The sequence below is a fragment of the Cellvibrio sp. genome, assembly GCF_039207905.1.
In the GTDB taxonomy this organism is placed as follows: domain Bacteria; phylum Pseudomonadota; class Gammaproteobacteria; order Pseudomonadales; family Cellvibrionaceae; genus Cellvibrio.
The window spans coordinates 20,254-39,494 of sequence record NZ_JBCECX010000029.1; the positions used below are offsets into that span (position 1 = coordinate 20,254).

Here is a 19,241-nt window from a genome sequence, read left to right on the forward strand (position 1 = left end):
GCATCAAGCGTTACTCCAATAAAAAGGCCAGCATTTGCTGGCCTTTTTTGCTAAACACTATTGGCAAGTGCCTCCTGTAGATCTTCCCGGTTGGCCTCAAATTTCTTCCAACCCATTTCGTGAAAGTAGAAGGCCACTGTGTTGATCGCAGGCTCAACCAACGCCATGGTTCCGCCAATTACCACACTACCGGTCAACGCATAGCCCACAGAGAAGGCGACGGTGAAGTGCACTGCTGCGAATGTTGCTGTCTTTGCCATGATAAATCCTCACTGCTATTCGGGGTGGCTGATTAGCGGTTTGCGTTCAGCCCATGTGCCCATACTAGACAAGCGATATTCATTATCAAAGAAAATTGAAGCAACAACCCTAATAGTAATTAGCTATTCAGTGCGCATCAGCTGCCCATGCTGAAAACGGGCTTTTGGATAAGCTGGAGTTAAAATAGCGCGCGTCTTCAGTGACTTCTTGACCAACCCAGTCAGGCAACGCAAATTCAGTATCTTCAGCAGGCAACTCGATTTCGGCGACGACCAAACCCGCATTCTCACCGACAAACTCATCGACCTCCCACACAAACCCCTCATGCAGGATTTTGCGGCGATATTTTTCAATCAACGGCTGCTCACACAGCGCCAATAGTTCGCGTGCATCCCACAGCGGAATGGGATATTCAAATTCGGCGCGGCGTGCGCCCTCGGAGATACCTTTGATGGTCAGAAAAGCCTCTTCGCCCGCAATGCGCACGCGCACCGTTCGCGCTTTATCGCGATTCAAATACCCTTGGGAATAAAAGACTGCTGGCGCGTCACGCCAAGCATCGCCAACAACTAAAAATTTACGTTCGATTTCAACAGCCATAACCTTCATCCCAAAAAAACAACATCCAACCGGGATTAGCCTAGTTCATGCCGCAGGGCAACTCAAGGCGCGGGCGTGCCGAATCAATCTGGAGAAACCAAAGGGGAAAGGGAGATAAACATTCGCAATAAAAAAGGCGCAGCATTGCTGCGCCGAATTATCAACAGCGACGATATACAATAAATGGAGCGGAACATTGCCAAAACTATTTGCCGAACACGCACATCAGGATTGCAAAACAATCCGGTAGCCAGCAAATCTTGCAATGTATTTATCCTAGGCAGAAGCCGCTGCAGGCTCAATGGCATACATACGTATTCATCGCCCCCGCGCCCTTCCATACGTATGCATTTTTAGTCGCGCCCAAAATGCTATGATGATTTTTTCTTTTTGCAGCGATCGTTATGTCCGCCGGTATTCGTTTTTCTATTTCAGCCTCCATCATCTTTGGACTTATTTACTACTATGTTCAATTCCTTGGTTTCCTCGATAGCCAACAGGGATTCGGTTGGCGAGTGATCCTTGCATTGCCATTTATCACCTTGATGATTGCGGTGATGGGTGAATTACCGCTGATCAAACAAGTGGTCGACCGCGTTATCAAAAATCCATTGTTAGCTCTGGGCGTGCTAACAACGGCTGTTCTATCCGGCGTGCAGATGTGGCTGTTCACTTGGGGGGCGTTTGCAGGCAGAGGTTTAGCGGTATCGCTCGGCTATTTTTTATTACCGATTGTGATGGTCATTATCGGGCGTTTTATCTATCAGGATAAGCTCAGCAGTTTTCAAAAAGCAGCTACGGTTCTGGCAGCGATTGGGGTGGCCTACTCACTCAGCATCATCGGCTACTTGCCGTGGGAAACACTGCTGGTTGCGCTTGGTTATCCCGCTTACTTCATGTTGCGAAAAAAAATCGGCCTGGATCACCTCGGCGGCTTTTGGTGGGACATGGTATTGAGCTTGCCGATAGCCTTCTATTTTATTTCATCCAATATTCCGCAATTAACCGGCACACATTGGTTGTGGATTATCGGCTTCGGTGCGATCAGCGCATTGGGATTATGTTGTTACATCCTCGCCAGCCGTTTGCTCACCTTCAGCCTGTTTGGTTTGTTGAGCTACATAGAACCGATTTTGTTATCGATGGTATCGATTCTGGTAGGAGAAAAAATTCTCGCCAATGAATGGCCAACCTATCTTTGCATTTGGCTGGCAGTAGTTTTACTGATGTGGGATGGAGTCAGGAGTCGGCGAATAAGCAAATCATAAAAGTGATGCTAATAGCATCACTGAAAATAAAAAAGCCGCGCATTTTCATGCGCGGCTTTTTTATTGACTGAGATTACTTTTTTAGAACGTGTAATTTGCACCGACGTAAAAGGTGCGACCAAACCATTGCAAGGTACGGGTTAACTCTTCATCGAACATGTAGCTTCTGTTAGGTTCGTTGGTGAGGTTGCTGACGGAGAACACCAGATCCAAACCATTATCGAATTTGTACGCGGCTTGATAATCCAACAGCGTTTCAGGCGCGTACACGATTGGTTGCAAATTCACGTTGCGCGTTTCACCCACAAACGAATCCTGGAAGGTTGTCGACAAACGAGTTTCGAAACCACCGTAGCTATAAAAAATGGTGAAGTTTGCCGATTTTTCTACCAAGCCGGGGAATGGCAAAGTACCGCCACCGCCCTGCACACTTTCTACCGGGTTGGCGACGCTGATTTCACTATCAGTCAATGAGTAACTCGTGCTCACCCCCAAGCCTGACCACAACTCCGGCAGGAAGTTAAAGGTTTGGGTGTAAGACAATTCCAGCCCGCGAATAAAACCGCCTTCCATATTATTGATAACGGTTTTGTAATCGCCATCAAGTACTTCCACTTCGATATCAACACCGCCCTCGGTAATAATCCAGGTATCGGGCATATCAAAACCATTACCGCGGAAATCATAATTTTCGTAAGTGATGTCTTGAATAAATGATTTAATTTCGCGGTGGTAACCAGCGATTACAAACGAACCGTTAGTTTCCGGCATGTAATGCTCGTACGAAATATCAACTTGGTCAGCAATAAACGGCGTCAAGAAAGGTGATGTCGCAGTATCGCCACCGTAATTGAAATGGGCTTCATTACCAACAACAGACACGGTACCTTCTGAATCACTTGCCGCAAGGCGATTAATCGGTGGACGCGAAAGTACGCGCGCTACCGCCAAACGCAATTGATCATTTTCCGCAAGGCTGTAATTCAAGTTAAGTGATGGCAAATTGTGATCGTATTTTGCGCCCAGATCCTGATAGGAGAAATCAACCCTGCATTCACCGACTTCATCGCAAATTTCCCGCGCACCTTTTTCCGGATTGCCATTCACATTCAGCAACGCAGTACTGGACTGATCGCTACGCACATGACGAATACCAATATTACCTACCAAATCGCGATCAAACAGCGAGGTAGAAATATTCGCCTGCAAATAAATTGCTGTTACGTTTTCGTCGATATTAGAGCGCTGTTTCATCGACCAATCGCGCCCCTCCCCCCAGCGAGCAGCTGGCTCAATTGAACGCGGTGATGCCGTTGGATTTAAATTATCATCCGTTGCTTTTGGCACAGGGCCGAGCACCAAACCATCTTCATAAGCTTGTTTGATAATGGCATCGCCATCGATCGCGAGGAAGGATGGGAACTTGGAAAATTCACCTTTCCAATTCACCACATCAGAATTTTCGGTGGTGATCGGCAATGACCAATCAGTACGAATTGTTCCGTTGGCACCATCGCCATACACAAATACTTGGCGACGATCTTTATGGTTGCGCTCGGAATAACGCACGCCGGCTTCTACCGAACTAATCAGCGGCAACTCCAATTCGTATTTTAAATCCAAACGCGCGGCGCTAATGACATCATCGTTGATACGCGGATAACGTTCGTAGTTAGTCATACGCACGTTGCTAACACCATTGGAATCGTACTGGGTGTAATCGCGGCTCAAACTAATGCTGGGTACATTAATGCCATCCAGCAAATAGGTCATCGACTGGTCAGGATCGCGCTCGAATGGATCTGTGCCGGGAACCGATGCATTTTTGGGGCGATACAAATGCGCGCGCACCACACCGTCCGCTTGTTCACCGGAGGCATCAGAATGCGAGAGATCAAGCGCAACAGTCAACGCATCTTCTGTCCATTTCAGATTCAAACCACCGGATAATAATTCGTTGGTTTGGGTAACGTCATTACTGTTGATTTGCAAATTAAATGCAGTGGGGCTTGCATCGCTGGTGAGGAATTCCCCACCCACAACGGCACTGTTTTCCCACAACACAACACTGGCAACCTGCGCATTTTTTAATGGCTGGATACGGAAACCGCGCGAGTAACTGTCGGATTCAAATTTTGAATAAAACAAATCAGATTGAATCGATAAATTTTCATTCGGCTCAAACTGAATTGCCGCAACATAACCATCGCGTGTCTCTTCACCACCAGTTTGGAAAACTTCAAAACCTTCGGCCATGAACACTGAGTTAGGGCGATCAGTCGTTGGTACCGCATTAAAATTTTCATCGACAACGTGAGTATTCAGGCCTTTGCCGCTGATCAAAATATAGGGATCAGTTTCGTAATTGTACTGCTCAAAACGCGACGCAGAACGCGGCTGCACCAGATGCGCATAACCGAGCGCGATACCAAGGGTGTCATCCAATAATTTTTTCTGGAATGAGAACGACAAACGCTGACCAAATTCTTCGGCACCGTAAATATCGCCGGCCTGATCGTTGTAGCTACCGCGCACACCGATCACGACTTTTTGGTTTTCTTCCATCGCCAGCGGGTTGGCGGTTTTCATTTCAACTGTACCCGCAACACCGCCTTCAATCAGCGATGCCTTGGGAGACATATACACTTCAACCGATTGAATTAATTCCGATGGGAACTGGCTGAATTCCATCGCGCGGGTACCGTTGGGTGATACCTGCTCGCGCCCGTTAAGGGTGGAGAACACAAAGCCTTCGCCCATACCGCGCACCTGGATGGTACCGGCCTGGCCGCCGGAGCGGGTCACGGTAATACCGGGAACACGACCGAGGGCATCGGCGATGGACACATCCGGCAGACCACCGAGGTCAGCGGCGGAAATCGCCTGCACGACTGTGTCGGCATTACGTTTGATATCAATACTGTCCTGGATCGACTTGGCAAACCCGACCACCGTCACTTCCTCGACCGTGGTGTCGGAATCCTGTGCGTGCAAGTAACCGGGAAGGGAAGCCATTGCCAATGCAGAAACAACAGCAGCCAGCGGCTTAACGTTAAATGTTTTCATGTGCTTTATCTCGTTATCTGTTTTGCTAGCGCATAAGCTCCCCGCCAGCGGGCGGGGAGCAGCCCGGTTAATTCACAGCATCTACGGTGATGGTGATGGCATTCTGGCTCGTGGTATCGAGCGTGAAGCGATAGTTACCGGCGGTTGGAATACTGATACCAATGTTGTCATTAGAGCCCTGGGTCAACTCAGCGGGCTCCCCCAATACCACAGCGGAGCCGCCCAGGTTTGGATTGGTCCAGTTGGTCTCGGCCACTTTGAACACATAGTCGCCTGCCGCTATGGCTACGGTTTGGGTATAGAGCCCTTTACCCGCATAAGTCAGGCGATTGGTTGCATTGGTATCGCCCCAACCGGCAGAGGTCACAGTGCCGCGCAGATAAATCGGCGTCGCGCTGAACAGATCATCGATATACACCTTGAGTACCGGTGCAGCGGCATTGCGTGCATCGACGACGAAGCGATAGGTCGCCGCGGTAGTCACGGTGAAATTGATATTGTCATTGCTGCCCGGCGTGAGGATCACACCATCGCCCAAGGTCACTGCAGTTGATGAGCCAAGGTTTACGGTGCTCCAATCGCTGGAAGCCAGCTTGAACATGTAATCGCCCGGGGTCATAGCCACGCTGATACCGTAGACGCTGTTACCTTCGTAGGTCAGCTGATTGCCCGCGTTGGCGTCCCAACCAGAGGCCGTTACGGTGCCGCGCAGATGTACGGCGGTGCCTTTGTAGGTGTCAGGATCACTCACTGTCAGAGTCGGTGCAGTGGTGCTTACCGATGCATCCAGCTCGAAGCGATAAACTCCTGCAGTAGCTACGGTGATGCTGATATTGTCGTTACTGCCTTGCGCCAGAGTGATCGGGCTACCCAGGGTAATAACCTGATTGGAACCGAGGTTTGGATTGCTCCAATTAGCTTCAGCGACTTTGAAGTTATGGGTACCAGCAGGAACATTCAGCAGCACCGAGTAGATGCCATCGCCGTCGTATTGCATACGGTTAGCAGCAGTCGCATCCCAACCAGCAGCTGATACATCGCCGCGCACATAAACTGCAGTATCACCATAAGGAACAGGAGCACTGGTGCCCAAGCTCACAGTGGCCGACAAGCCCTGCCCTTGCGTACCGGCTTGCGGTTTCACAAATACCGCCGTGGTGTAGGCTGGCACGGTAAATACACCGGCATCGCCATCCACTGCAAAACTCGCGGTTCTCACTGCACTATCAGCAGAGTTCTTCTGGGTTTGATGCAAAGTAAAGCCGGTCGCGGTATTGATCTTCGCCGACTTGGTTGCGTTGGTGCCATTGATCACAACCACCAGCGCATCCACATTTGCATCCAGATCAGCACGCGCAGTTGAATCAGTACCGGTAACGGTGCCAACACCATCATCGATGCTCATCACAATCAAACCCGCTACCTGGGTTTTGCCACCGTCATGGAAGCCAACGCGATCGATAACGTCTTGTGCAGTTTTAAGGCTGAACAATGGGCTGCCGGAAGCAATGCCGAGGAACTCGTTGAATACCGATGATGCTTTGGCAATGTCCGCCGCTTCCGGTTTGGTTTGCGGATTGGCGAACAGGGTTTTCACATAATCGTCAGTTACACCATCGCGCAGCTCAGGCGGTAAACCCACTGCCCAGTTATTGCTTTGCTTGGTGAAGTCGACGGCGTTAAACCAATCACCCGCGTTGTAGCTGTTAGGCGACATGGATTTCGAACGCAACAGATCGCTACCCATTTGGATAAAAGGCACGCCCTGACTTAGCAGCGGCAGCGACAAGGTCAGGCTGTGCACACGCACGCGGTTCTCGCGAGACATATCAGTTGGCAACGCATTCGGACGATGCATCCAATCCCACAGGGTTTCGTTATCGTGCTTCTCGACGTAGTTAATCGCTTCTTGCGGATCGAGGTTGTAAGCACCGACGGTTGCCGCTTTGATAATCGCGCCCGATTTGGTTTTCAATTGGAAGTCACGCAGATTGCCCGCAAGACCCGCGCGAATTGCATCAATGTTGTCGCCTCTGACAATCGCAATTTGTTGCAGCGGATTGCGCATACGGTCGTTGAATGTACCTATTCCAGTTCCAGCCAGAGCTTCTTGAGTTGAGCGCACCGCGATGCGATCACCGGAAGTACCACCAGCAGGAGTCCAGGCTTCAGCGTAGAAATAATTGTCCGCATCAACTGCTTTCACTGCTTCATACGCATCAACCAAAACGGATTTCGGCATGTAACCGGATTGGTCGAAACGGAAACCATCCACCTTGTATTCTTTCGCCCACTGCACAACAGAATCGGCAACAAATTTGCCCATCATGCGATGCTCGGTTGCAGTATCCGATCCAGCAAAAGTGCCATTCTCTGCTTCGCCAGTTGCAGCGTTGGTGCGGTAGTAATAACCGGGAACCACTTTGTCGAACACTGAATTTGCCGCTTCAATTCCGGATGAGGTGGTATGTGGATAAACCACATCCATCACCACTCGCAAGCCCATTTGATGCAGCGCCATATTCATTGCACGCATTTCTTTGATGCGAGCAAAGCCTTCCGGATCAGTTGAGTAACTGCCTTCCGGTGCATTGAAATGTTGTGGATCGTAGTTCCAGTTGAAACCATCGAGATTGGCAATAACGCCGGTCAAGGTGCGTGCTTTATCACTCTGCGGATCATAACTTTCCAACACGCTGCGCAAGGTCACACCATTGCTCACCGAGCCATCGCACTCGCGCACTGCAGTCGGGTCATTAACGGCTTGGCAGAGTTCAAACACGTAGCTGTCGAGATTTATTTGTGAATTTACATCTTCGATAATGCTTGAACCATCGTTGCTCGGCAGCACATGGAAATGCGTCAGGCCAGCAGCGGCCAATGCTTGCAAATGCGCAACCGGTGCAGAATTGGTTTGCGTAAAGGCCATGTATTTGCCGCGATAAGCCGCTGGTGTACTTTGGTCATTAATACTGAAGTCGCGAATGTGCCCTTCGTAAATTGTCATGTCTTCCGGCGCTGCAATTTCAGGAATTGAATGCCCATCCCAACCAGCAGGTTTTAAATCCGCATCATTGAAGTTAACAAATTGCGAATGACGGCCGTTGGTCGAAAGTGAAATTGAGTAAGGGTCAGTTACTTCCAAACGCTGCACTTTTTTCGCGACCGGATTGTAAGTTGTCACACGTAAACGGTAGTACTTGCGATCAAGCTCAGCAGCGGTTCCTTTTACACTCCAAATACCAGTGTTGTTATCCCAAGTCATTGGTTTGGTGTCAGCAACGCGCAGAGGATTGCCAGAATAAATACGCAACTCAACGTTTTGTGCCGTTGGTGCCCACACAGAAACACCGACACCATTGTCGTAACTCACACCCAGTTTTGCTTCATCGGCATCGTTAGCGCCTGCGGTATAAAGTGCGTCGAGCACATGCGCTAATTGAATACGCGTCGCACGGCCACGCTCTACGGTGACGGTTGCGCCGCTGTCATTTTCTTCAACCGAGTCGTAACGGCCAACTACCAACAATTCATCTTTCAATGCCGTTTTAATTGCATCAATAGAAATGCTGGACGGTAAATCGTACGCAAAGTAAGACGCGAGATGCGGCACCAATGCACGCTCTGCATCGGTCAACGCACGAGCAGAACTCAAGGTCGCCAGCAGTTTTGCACCGGTCAGGCTGCCATCTTCCGCAGCGGCAATACCACCGGTTGTCGATTGAAATAATTCCACTTTTTTGTTTGACGCAATTTCGCGATTCCACAAAATAGTGTGCGGGCTAATCCAATGAGCCTCTACATCAGTAATGCTCAACAAAGGACGCTTCAGGGTGCACACATCGTTGATGCAAATTGGCAAGGTGCTGGAGCGGCTGTTGCGCATATTGTCGGTGTTGATAATCACCCACATCATGCGGTCATAATCACCGCCTGCGCGGGTGATATTGATTTGCATGTCGTTAGTTTGCGATGCACCACCAGGAGTTTTAATAATGAAATTACCGCAAGTGCCCAGCTCGCTGGTTGGAATCACAAAATAAGCACCGTAGTAAGGATCGTGACGCACGCCGATTGCGCCATCGTCTTTACTTGCAACACCGGGGCCGTTTGGCCAGGTAGTAGGGATGGAATAGGTAGCACCTTTTGCATCGGTTACCGATGTGCCCCAACCATTGCCGCAGTCCTGCCACAGGTGCAAGTTATAACTGGCAAAAGCCGCTTGCTTGGACGATTCATCTGTATCGAGGTTAACGTAAATCACCACCTCGTTAGGGCCGGGAACCCGCTCTGGTGCAGGGAAGTCAGGCACCACGCAAGTACCTGTGTCATTGCGCACCTGGCCTTCAGGACAAGCTGGCGGCACATAGGGCGGGCGCACCTCACCGCAAGTACCGTTATCCAAAAGCACTAACGGATCGCGACAACTGGGCAGGTCAACTTTTTTATTGTCGGTACCGCTGCCACCACCGCATGATGTAAGCACAAACGCCCCAAACAATAGCGCTACTAGCCCCATTGCTTTTCGCGCGGATTGATTTCGCGAATTGAACTTCATTTCACTTCCCCCAATTAATTATTTTTACAATATGAACAGGACAAACCGGATCGACCGAAACGCCATGCAACAGAGGCACGGCTGTGAATGTGAAAAAGGTTTATGGTTATAGGTATAAAAAAAACGTAAACGGATTTCGTTAAAGCCTAGTCTATGGAGGGGGTTTTCAATTCGCAAACTACATACGTATGCAAAAAAATGTCGCGTAAAAAACATAAACTGCATACGTATGCAAAAGATTAAAACATGAAGAAAAGTAACACTTTAGATAAATTTATGACGAGGCAAGCACACAGGATGCTTGCCTGAATCCAATTAAGGAGAGCGATGTTAATGAGAAAAATATCTAAACTGAAAAGCTGTATATTGGCAGCATCAATCAATTCGACATAAGCAGACAACCAACTTAGAATTCAATCGCCTGTTTAGAACTCAATCACTTGGGACTGCAGGGGCGGCAACACCAGCGGTGTACGTAAACTTATTGCTTTCCCGGTGATCACATCTGTACCGGAAACAGTCTCGCCAATCACGCGTTTAAAACGCGACAGATCCAGCCGGGATTCACTTTTATTCTTATTGATAACAACCATCACCCGCTGCTTGCCGTGCTCACGAAAATAAACATAGTGTCCGGACTGGGGAATGTAATGGGTAAGTGTTCCCTGGGTAACTGCTGCGCTGGTTTTACGCCAGAGCAATAAACGCTGCAAAAAATCCTGCACATCGCGCTGAGCGCTGGTCAGTCCTTTGCGGGTAAAAGCGTTCGCTTTATCGCCCTTCCACCCACCGGGCATATCGGCACGCAGTAATCCATCATCGCGCACATAAGGGCTTTTGATTAGCACTTCAGTCCCATAATAATATTGCGGAATACCGCGCGTGGTTGCGACAAACAGTAAGGATGTCTTTAATAAATCCAGATTTTCATGCAAGAGCGAATAGATGCGTGACATATCGTGATTATCGGGGAACAACATTAAATTCATCGGATCAGCGTACACAAAATCATTGGCGATCATTTCATAGAGTTTGATCAATCCAGACGATTCAGTCTCTTGCGCATTCAGCACCTCCGGAGTCAGGTATACCACCGGAAAATCCATTAGGCTGGGCAAATGCGATTCATAGCCATCGCGATTTTTCACACCCTTTTGCCAGTACGCCAAAATGTGCGGATTGGAATTCATTTCCTCACCCACAATATTTAATTGTGGATACTCCTCCAACACCGCTTTACCCCAACGCGCCAAAAAGTCTTTATCCGAGTAGGCATAAGTATCTTCACGAATACCGGACAAGTCCGCGTATTCAATCCACCAAATTGTATTCTGGATTAAGTAACGTGCAAGCAGCGGGTTTCTATGGTTCATATCCGGCATAGTTTCAACAAACCAACCGTCAGTGAATTGCTGACGATCTTCCGGCGCAACATGAATATCCAATACCGTTGTGTGCTGATTATTAGTGGGCACAAAACCGCTTTGATAATTTAGCCAATCAGCAGCAGGTAAATCTTTCATCCACCAATGACCTGAACCAATGTGATTGAGCACAATATCATTAATAAAACCCAGGCCTTTTTTACGCGCCTGCGCCACGATTTTTTTATAATCCTCATTAGTACCCATACGCGGGTCGATACGATACAAATTAGTCGGCGAATAGCCGTGATAAGAATACTGCGGCTGATTATTTTCAATTAGCGGTGTAGGCCAAACCATCGTAAAACCCATGCCGGCAATATAATCCAGCTGCTGAGCAATGCCTTTTATATCGCCACCGTGACGCCCAACCGGACTGGTGCGATTGGCAGCTTCAAGCATCTCCGGATGAGAGTCGTTGGCGGGATCACCATTCGCAAATCGATCAGGTGTAATCAGGTAAATAACATCCTTCGCAGAAAAACTTGCTCTCTCTGCCGAGCCAGAGCGACGATTTTCCAAGCGATAGGATGTTTGCAGTACTTCACTACCTTTTTTAGTGAAACGAATTTTAATATCACCCGGCTTGGTATTTGGGGCGATATGCAAATTGATAAATAAATAATTATTGTTATTTGTGTGCTCAACACCGCGCAGACTGACGCCAGCGTATTGCAACTCCGGCGTTAACTCGGCGATACCCGGCCCATGCACCATTAATTGCACATCGGGATTTTTCATACCCACCCACCAGTGTAATGGCTCAAGGTGCTCTATTTTATAATTCGCTGCGAAGGAAAGTGATGAGCAAAAAAGCAGGATGAAAACAGTAAATATTTTCAAACTTCTGCTAGTTTTGAAAAAAGGAAGAAGTGAGAAGTGCATGTAGTGAGTCGTGCGCATTGCATAATCCTTGATGGTTATTAATATTCTTCGGGAAGAATACTTAACCCTCTTTGTGCAACCAACCCACTACATACGTATTCAGATTTACGCTTTACAATTATTAATGATCGAGTTTTAACACCAAGGATTCAAGCGGAGCCAGATGTAAGTTTACGCTAGCGCTATCCGAGCGGACGATCAGCTCATATTGTTGAGGATGATTGCCCAAACGCGAAACCAGTTGGTGAGAGCCCGCATCAAGCTTCCATAGTTTTATTAACTCCGGAGGTAAGTTTAAGGAAACTTGTCGCGCTTCTGAATCGCTAAAATTATTAACCACTATCCAACGCTGTTGTTCATCCCAGCGCACGAACGAAAATAATTTTTCGTCATACACGTGCCCATTTGCTTGAGTACTATTTCGGTTAAACGAATGCAGCTCAAAGTAGTCACCAGTAAAACCCGACTCCTGCGCAGAGAGAACTAATAAATCACGATAAAACGCCCGCAGATTTTTTTCATCCGCCGATGACTGCCCACCGTCGAATTTACCCGCATTCATAAAACGCTGATGCGCAGGTACACCGGCGTAATCAAAAATAGTGGTGCGGGTAGGATCGCCAAAGCCGGAATCCAATGCCCCAGCCTCACCCACTTCTTGACCAAAATAAATCATAGTAGGTGAGCGGCTAATCAATGCTGACACCACCATCGCCGGTTTGGCTTTTTCTGCACTGCCTGCAAATGCGGGGCTAGCAATACGTTGCTCATCATGGTTTTCCAAAAAGTGCAGCATATGTTCTTCAATATCGTTCATGCCTGCCTGCACCGATGCGATAACATCAGTACCAGACTTACCTTGCATGATGGCCTTCAAGCTATCGTACATTTCTACTTTGTCGTAGAGATAATCCATTTTCCCCAAGCGAATATAGTTGCGATACTCCTGCGGGTTATAAACTTCTGCCAACAAAAATGCGTTAGGATTTTTTTGCTTGATGGCAGAGTTTAAATAACTCCAGAATTCAACCGGCACCATTTCTGCCATGTCATAACGAAAGCCATCGACACCTTTTGCCAACCAGTATTCAGCAATCTGGCGAAACTTGATCCATGAATCAGGAACGTTTTTGCCCTGCCAAAACTGTGCATGCTCGCGCACATTTTTTTGTGCATAGCCTGCAGGTAATTCAGGAAAATCCTTGCTGCCATCCGGGCGAACGCCGTAATTAATTTTTACCGTTTCATACCAATCATCAAAATGGGGTTGCGCCAGGCGCGAGCCATTGCCGGTCCACTTGGCTGGTTTTTCATTGAAGTAACCATCGCTAAGCAGATGCTTCTCGCCCCCCAAAGGACGATAATTATGTTTCGCTTCAGGCACTTTAAAATCCTGCCCAACCACATAATAAAAATTATTGTCACGCGCGTATTCAACATTTTTATTATCGTTCGCGCCAAAATCGCTTACACCTTCAGGCTTGCTGAGTGATTGATAGCTGCGCGCAACATGATTAGGCACTATATCGATAATCACCTTCATTCCCTGCGCATGGGTGCGCGCAATCAGCGCTTCAAATTCTTGTAAACGATTTGCTGGATCTACTGCAAGATCAGGATTTACGTTGTAATAATCTTTTACCGCGTAAGGAGAACCGGCGCGGCCTTTGACCACATCGGGATCATCATTACTAATACCGTAAGCGGTGTAATCGCGAATAACCGCATGGTGCGGCACACCTGTGTACCACACATGGGTCACCCCCAACTCTTTAATAGATTTGAGTGCAGTAGCGGTAATATCGTTAAATTTACCCACACCATTTTCTTCAATGGTGCCGCAAGGTTTATTAGTGGTATTGGTATTGCCATAAAGGCGGGTAAATATTTGATAGACCACAAGCTTTCCCTGTGCAACCTGAGTCGCTGCAGGCTCCACCGGTTTTTTTATTAGAGGACTGCATGCAGCCAGTGCCACAATAGCGCCACTAAAGATCCAGAGTTTTTTATTCATACACTTTTCATCCAGCAAAACAAAATAACTATCAGAAATTATTCACTGAAAAATTCCTGATAGTGTTTAACGCTTTATTGCAAATCAATAACCAATGATGCCTTGGGCGATAAGGTCAGCGGTTTGGTGATATCCAATTTACTCCCGGCAAGCGCATCTACAGCTTTCGTTTTTCCTGTCAGCAAACCCTTGAAGCGCTGTAAATCCAGCGTTTTTGTTTCAGGGTTTTTATTCAACACTACCATTACCGCGCGATTATCCAAATAACGGAAATACACATAAATTCCATCAACAGGTGCAAAATGCTGAAGCTTTCCGCGATGGATTACCTCGGCATTTTTCCGCCAGTTAAGCAGGGTTTTAATATAAGCCTGTGCATCTTTTTCTTTTGCACTGAGACCTTTTCCGGTAAAGGCATTTTTGTTATCGCCTTTCCAACCCCCGGGCATATCCGCACGTACTGCGCCGTCATCACGCTCGCGCGGACTCGTCATCAGCACCTCAGAACCGTAATAAAACTGCGGAATGCCGCGCATGGTTGCCATATACACCATCGCCATTTTGAACAGATCAACATCTTCATTGAGGTAAGAATAAATACGCGAGGTGTCGTGGTTTTCCGGGAAAATCACTAAATTAAATGGATCGGGATAAATGAAATCATCCGCCAGTGTTTCATATAAACGAATAATGCCAGTGTCCCAACCCTCTTTCTCATACAGTGCCAAGCGCAACGCATCATAGATAGGAAAATCCATCATGCTGGTGATATAGGGGACGTGGCCGCTTTTGTTTTGCTTACCTTTTTGCCAGTGCGCAACCACCGCAGGGTTACCGCTCCACTCTTCGCCTACCATATTAAAATTCGGATATTCCTCCATCACTATTTGTGCCCATTGCGACAAAAACTTCTCGTCGGAATAACCGTAGGTATCTTCACGCACACCACTCAAGCCCGCGTATTCAATCCACCAAATTGTATTTTGTATGAGGTAGCGTGCGAGCTGAGGATTGCGCTGGTTTAAATCCGGCATGCCGGTGGTAAACCAACCGCTGACAAATAATTCTTTATCTGCTGGTGCCGCGTAGGGATCTTGTATGGTGGTGCGACGATGGGTTGTCTCGGTGTACTTATCTGGAAAATTCAACCAATCGCGCGCGGGCATATCGCTCATCCACCAGTGTTTTGAGCCTATATGGTTGAGGATAATATCCTGGATAACGCCGATATTTTTTTGCTTCGCTTTGGCGACAAAATTTTTAAAATCATCATTAGTGCCATAACGCGCATCGACCAAATATAAATCAGTTGCGGCATAGCCATGGTAGGAATAAGTGGGCTGATTATTTTCGGTAAGCGGATTAGGCCAAATTTGGGTGAAACCCATTTTGGCAATGTAATCGAGATGCTGGGTCATGCCCGCAATGTCGCCACCATGGCGGCCACCTTTATTGGCGCGATCCGGCTGCTCAGTCATTCCGGCAACTGAATCATTTTTAGGATTGCCATTGGCAAAACGGTCGGGCGTGATTAAGTAAATAGCATCTCTAGCCGTAAAGCCCTGACGATTCGCGGAATTTTTTTCGCGCGCCAACAAGCTGTAGCTAAAGCTGCTTTTCTTAACACCATCTAGTTTGAAATCAATTGCAAATTTGCCCGGCTTAGCCGAAGCGGCAACCTCAATTGTTACAAACAGGTAGTTAGGATTATCGGTTTTTTTTGTCTCAAAAATCGTAACACCGGGATAGGCAATAGCAGGTGTAGTAGCGCTGATGTTTTCGCCATGCACCATCAACTCGACTTGATGGTATTTCATCCCCACCCACCAATTTGCAGGCTCAAGATGTTTTACTTCGTATGGTGCGGCAATAGCGTTATTTACACACCAACATAAACTGATCAATAGAATTATTTTTTTCATATAAATCCTGTTGTTATCAAATCATTATTAAATGGTTATCAATTTGGTATTCGGGATTTTACTACTGAGATAAAACATTTTTTACAAACTTGAAAAAAAACCCTGCCGGCAACTGCTGGCAGGGTTTTTAACAATCAGAGAACTAACAACCTGATTAGAACTTGTAGCTGGCACCTAACAAGTAGTTAGCGCCAAAGTTTTGATAACGGTTAACCTGACGTGAATCTGTTTCCTGAGTAGTAACGGTTTTTTCGTTGGTCAGGTTTTGTGCTTGCAGCGTCAAGGTCAAGCCTTTCAACGAATCAATGCCTGATTCACTGAAGTCATAACCAATTTGCGCATCCCACAATTCAGACCCTTGATCCACCGCTGGAGTCAACGCCAAACTCACACCGCGCTCTTCAGTCAGGTAAGAATCACGTTTACGACCGCTCACACGGAATTCAAAGCCGGCTTTTTCAAAATACACAGTCAGCTGATAAGACTCTTTTGACAAACCAGGAATACGTTGCTTCTCGCCATCGTAGTCAATTTCACCACTCAGGAAAGTACCGCTTGCAAGAATACCGAAACCATCAAGGCTGTCGCTCAACACATGGAACGGGAAGCTGACTTGCACTTCGTTACCAGCAACGTAACCACCGCCCGCTTCAAATGTACGAGTAGTCAAACCACTGGTTGAAACCAATTCAGGAATACCCGCATCGTGATAGCCAGGAATAATCCATTGGGTGAAATCAGTTACCACACTTTCAGATACGTGCCAGTTTTGCAGATCTTTGTAGAAGTAAGTCAAAGACACAAAACCGTCATCAGCATAATAATATTCGTAAGACAGGTCAGACTGGATTGCTTCGATTGGCTTCAGATGGGTATTACCTTCTGATGCACTCCACGCACTGAATTCCGGATCGGAACTGCTACGACGTGCAGTATCGAAACTGAAACCAATTACACTGTTAGGACGCATTGCATCCATACGTGCGCGTGATGCCGTTTTTGATGCAGCAAAACGAATAATTTGATCATCAGTAATTTGGAAATTCATGTTCAAGCTAGGCAACAACTTGGTGTACTTGTCGCTTTCAGAAACAGGAATTGCAGTTACTAATGTATTCTCACCAGTGAAGGCATCAAAACCAGTACCCGATTGATCCGATGACACCACTTGCAAGCCAACATTACCGGTCAGGATTCCAGTTTCAAATTTCGCCAAACCGTATGCAGTAGTTACCTTCTCGGTTACTTCATAGGTGTCGCCTTTACGACCAGGCTCGGTAGTGGTCGCATCGATAGTGCGATAGAGACCATCTTTGTAAATACCAACACCGTCATAGGCAAGCACGCTACCCAAACCGAGGAAACTTAAATCCGCACTGCCAACAATATATTCTTCCGGTACTGCGATATCACCGTTAGCAATAGTCACACCGTCCGCTGCATAGAATCCGGGAGCAATCAGGAATGCGCCGTAGTTAACTTTGGATTTGGTGCGATCAGAATAATTGATACCGAACTCAACACCTTTAACGATGGAGAATTCAATTTCACCGTTCGCCTGCAAGCGAACTGCATTCAACTCTTCTTCAAAATAGGGATTGTTTACGAAGCCGTCTTGCGCGTTATTTTGTCCACCCACCAACGGAGCAATTGCACCACCCCATGCTTGTGGACCAGCCAAGCGAATATTCGCAGGGTTAGAATAATCTGGGGTCGCTATTGTTGAATGCGGACCAAAACGTGCGCCATCAGCAGTCAATACGTATGAACGCGCCGCTGGTGCACCTTGAGTTGCAGTACCTGCACGGCCAACACCTGAGTAGCTTTCAATGTTGAGCAAATCTTTTGAAGATTCTCCGCTCGATACATCGAGTTTTAACGCCCAATTGTCGTTAACCAAATATTCGGCGTTGAAACCAAAAGTGGTCAACTCGCCATCTTTCACTTCGCCATCGTTACGGATAACGCTGTGGAAACCGCTCCACTCACCGGAAGTTACCAGATTATCTTCAACCGTTGAGTGAACGTTGGTTACACCACCGCCCCATACAGTACCTTCTTCCACACCGCGGAATACTTTTGAATCAGTAAAGTCGATGTAAAGTGCATCGAGGGTGAAGGTCCACTGATCATTAGGAGCGAATTGCAATACACCAGAGAAAGTATCGCGATCCATTAACGATGAGCGAACAAATGAATCGTGGCCGCCCAAGGCAACAACTTCACCAGGGCCTTCGTTATCGAGATCAGCGTAACCCCAGCCGCGGAATTGTTCTTCCTGGCTTGGTGATTCCATAGTCGCGAATGACAATGCCAAACCGATGGTGTCATCAGCAAATTTGTCAGAATAAATAAATGCAGCGCGATGACCGGTATCGTCAAAATCCGGGTTAGCAGATTTCAGATCATTTAATTCATAGTTGGCGTTGATGGTCAGAATGCGATCGCGCTCAAGCGGGCGAATGGTTTGCAGATCAACAATACCACCAAGGCCTTGATGTACTTTGCTTGCATCCGGGGTTTTATAAATTACAGCACCGGACAAAATTTCTGACGGATACAAATCGTATTCAACGCCGCGGTTATCACCAATACCTAAAATTTCGCGGCCATTCATGGTGGTCGCTACGTAGTTCTCGTTGAAACCACGCACCGAAATACCACTGGTACGACCATCGCGGCGCTCACCGGCCAAACCGGGCAAACGTGCAAGGGATTCAGCGATACTGGTGTCTGGAAGCTTACCGATATCTTCAGCAGTCAAAGCTTCGATAACAGAAGAGGATTCTTGTTTGGTTGCGATAGAATTTTGCAAGCTGGCGCGAAAACCGGTCACAGTGACTTCTTCAACAGAATCATCACTACCTTGTGCGTAAACAGCCTGTGAGCCCGATACCATTGCCATGGTGGCGGCTAATGCGAGCATGTGGTTGAACGTGTGCTTTTTCATGGTTATTGCTCTCCGCGGAGGTGTAGCTTTTATTTTTAAGATATGCGTAACGACTATTCCCACGTATATACGTCACGCATAAACGTAAAACAGAGTGGTTCTGTCGTTGAAATGATAGTAGGCCTTCTGCTATTGCCCTCACAATAGAATGCATACGTATTCAGCGCCCCGCATACGTATGCAATCACACGCATAGCGGAACCAGTACCACGTAAATAGTTACAGCTGTAAGCCTAGTTGATTAATTTTTTCAATCCAGCGCTTTAAAAATAAAAATCAAATAAGCACTTTTA

Annotated in this window: 9 protein-coding genes; 1 reads left to right on the top strand and 8 read right to left on the bottom strand. The window is 47.4% G+C overall.

Annotated elements, in window-relative coordinates; genetic code table 11:
• Positions 1 to 50 precede the first annotated feature (50 nt).
• Both AAGC78_RS16190 and AAGC78_RS16195 read right to left on the bottom strand, forming a co-directional pair.
• Positions 51 to 260, bottom strand: coding sequence for a DUF2061 domain-containing protein (locus AAGC78_RS16190; protein WP_435785142.1), 210 nt, complete (start codon positions 258 to 260; stop codon positions 51 to 53).
• A gap of 127 nt (positions 261 to 387) precedes the next feature.
• Complete coding sequence (locus AAGC78_RS16195; RefSeq protein ID WP_435785143.1) at positions 388 to 861, bottom strand: CYTH domain-containing protein; 474 nt, start codon at positions 859 to 861, stop codon at positions 388 to 390.
• Positions 862 to 1,265: 404 nt separating this feature from the next.
• On the opposite strand from AAGC78_RS16195, the gene rarD reads away from it, so the two are divergent.
• Positions 1,266 to 2,129, top strand: coding sequence for an EamA family transporter RarD (gene rarD / locus AAGC78_RS16200; RefSeq protein ID WP_435785144.1), 864 nt, complete (start codon positions 1,266 to 1,268; stop codon positions 2,127 to 2,129).
• An 81-nt stretch (positions 2,130 to 2,210) separates the two neighbouring features.
• Here the strand turns inward: rarD and AAGC78_RS16205 are convergent, their stop codons facing one another.
• From AAGC78_RS16205 to AAGC78_RS16230, 6 genes are all read right to left on the bottom strand, one after another.
• A complete protein-coding gene (locus AAGC78_RS16205; RefSeq protein ID WP_435785145.1) occupies positions 2,211 to 5,195 on the bottom strand; it encodes a TonB-dependent receptor in 2,985 nt (994 codons plus the stop codon).
• A gap of 67 nt (positions 5,196 to 5,262) precedes the next feature.
• A complete protein-coding gene (locus AAGC78_RS16210) occupies positions 5,263 to 9,753 on the bottom strand; it encodes an alpha-1,6-glucosidase domain-containing protein (RefSeq protein WP_435785146.1) in 4,491 nt (1,496 codons plus the stop codon).
• Between the two features lie 425 nt (positions 9,754 to 10,178).
• Positions 10,179 to 12,080 (bottom strand): glycoside hydrolase family 13 protein, encoded by a 1,902-nt coding sequence (locus tag AAGC78_RS16215; RefSeq protein ID WP_435785147.1) that lies wholly within the window; start codon positions 12,078 to 12,080, stop codon positions 10,179 to 10,181.
• Positions 12,081 to 12,183: 103 nt separating this feature from the next.
• On the bottom strand, positions 12,184 to 14,076 hold the full coding sequence (locus tag AAGC78_RS16220; RefSeq protein WP_435785148.1) for an alpha-amylase family glycosyl hydrolase: 1,893 nt from the start codon (positions 14,074 to 14,076) through the stop codon (positions 12,184 to 12,186).
• 74 nt (positions 14,077 to 14,150) lie between these two features.
• Positions 14,151 to 15,998 carry a glycoside hydrolase family 13 protein gene (locus tag AAGC78_RS16225; protein WP_435785149.1) on the bottom strand — a complete coding sequence of 616 codons (1,848 nt, stop codon included), beginning with the start codon at positions 15,996 to 15,998 and terminating at the stop codon, positions 14,151 to 14,153.
• A gap of 154 nt (positions 15,999 to 16,152) precedes the next feature.
• Entirely contained in the window at positions 16,153 to 18,948 is a 2,796-nt protein-coding gene (locus AAGC78_RS16230) for a TonB-dependent receptor (protein ID WP_435785150.1), read from the bottom strand.
• Between the last annotated feature and the right edge of the window lie 293 nt (positions 18,949 to 19,241).

Coding starts and splice junctions, on each gene's coding strand:
- AAGC78_RS16195 (WP_435785143.1), bottom strand. CDS start 861: ATGGCTGTTGAAATCGAACGTAAATTTTTAGTTGTTGGCGATGCTTGG.
- rarD (WP_435785144.1), top strand. CDS start 1,266: ATGTCCGCCGGTATTCGTTTTTCTATTTCAGCCTCCATCATCTTTGGA.
- AAGC78_RS16210 (WP_435785146.1), bottom strand. CDS start 9,753: ATGAAGTTCAATTCGCGAAATCAATCCGCGCGAAAAGCAATGGGGCTA.
- AAGC78_RS16190 (WP_435785142.1), bottom strand. CDS start 260: ATGGCAAAGACAGCAACATTCGCAGCAGTGCACTTCACCGTCGCCTTC.
- AAGC78_RS16205 (WP_435785145.1), bottom strand. CDS start 5,195: ATGAAAACATTTAACGTTAAGCCGCTGGCTGCTGTTGTTTCTGCATTG.
- AAGC78_RS16220 (WP_435785148.1), bottom strand. CDS start 14,076: ATGAATAAAAAACTCTGGATCTTTAGTGGCGCTATTGTGGCACTGGCT.
- AAGC78_RS16215 (WP_435785147.1), bottom strand. CDS start 12,080: ATGCGCACGACTCACTACATGCACTTCTCACTTCTTCCTTTTTTCAAA.
- AAGC78_RS16225 (WP_435785149.1), bottom strand. CDS start 15,998: ATGAAAAAAATAATTCTATTGATCAGTTTATGTTGGTGTGTAAATAAC.
- AAGC78_RS16230 (WP_435785150.1), bottom strand. CDS start 18,948: ATGAAAAAGCACACGTTCAACCACATGCTCGCATTAGCCGCCACCATG.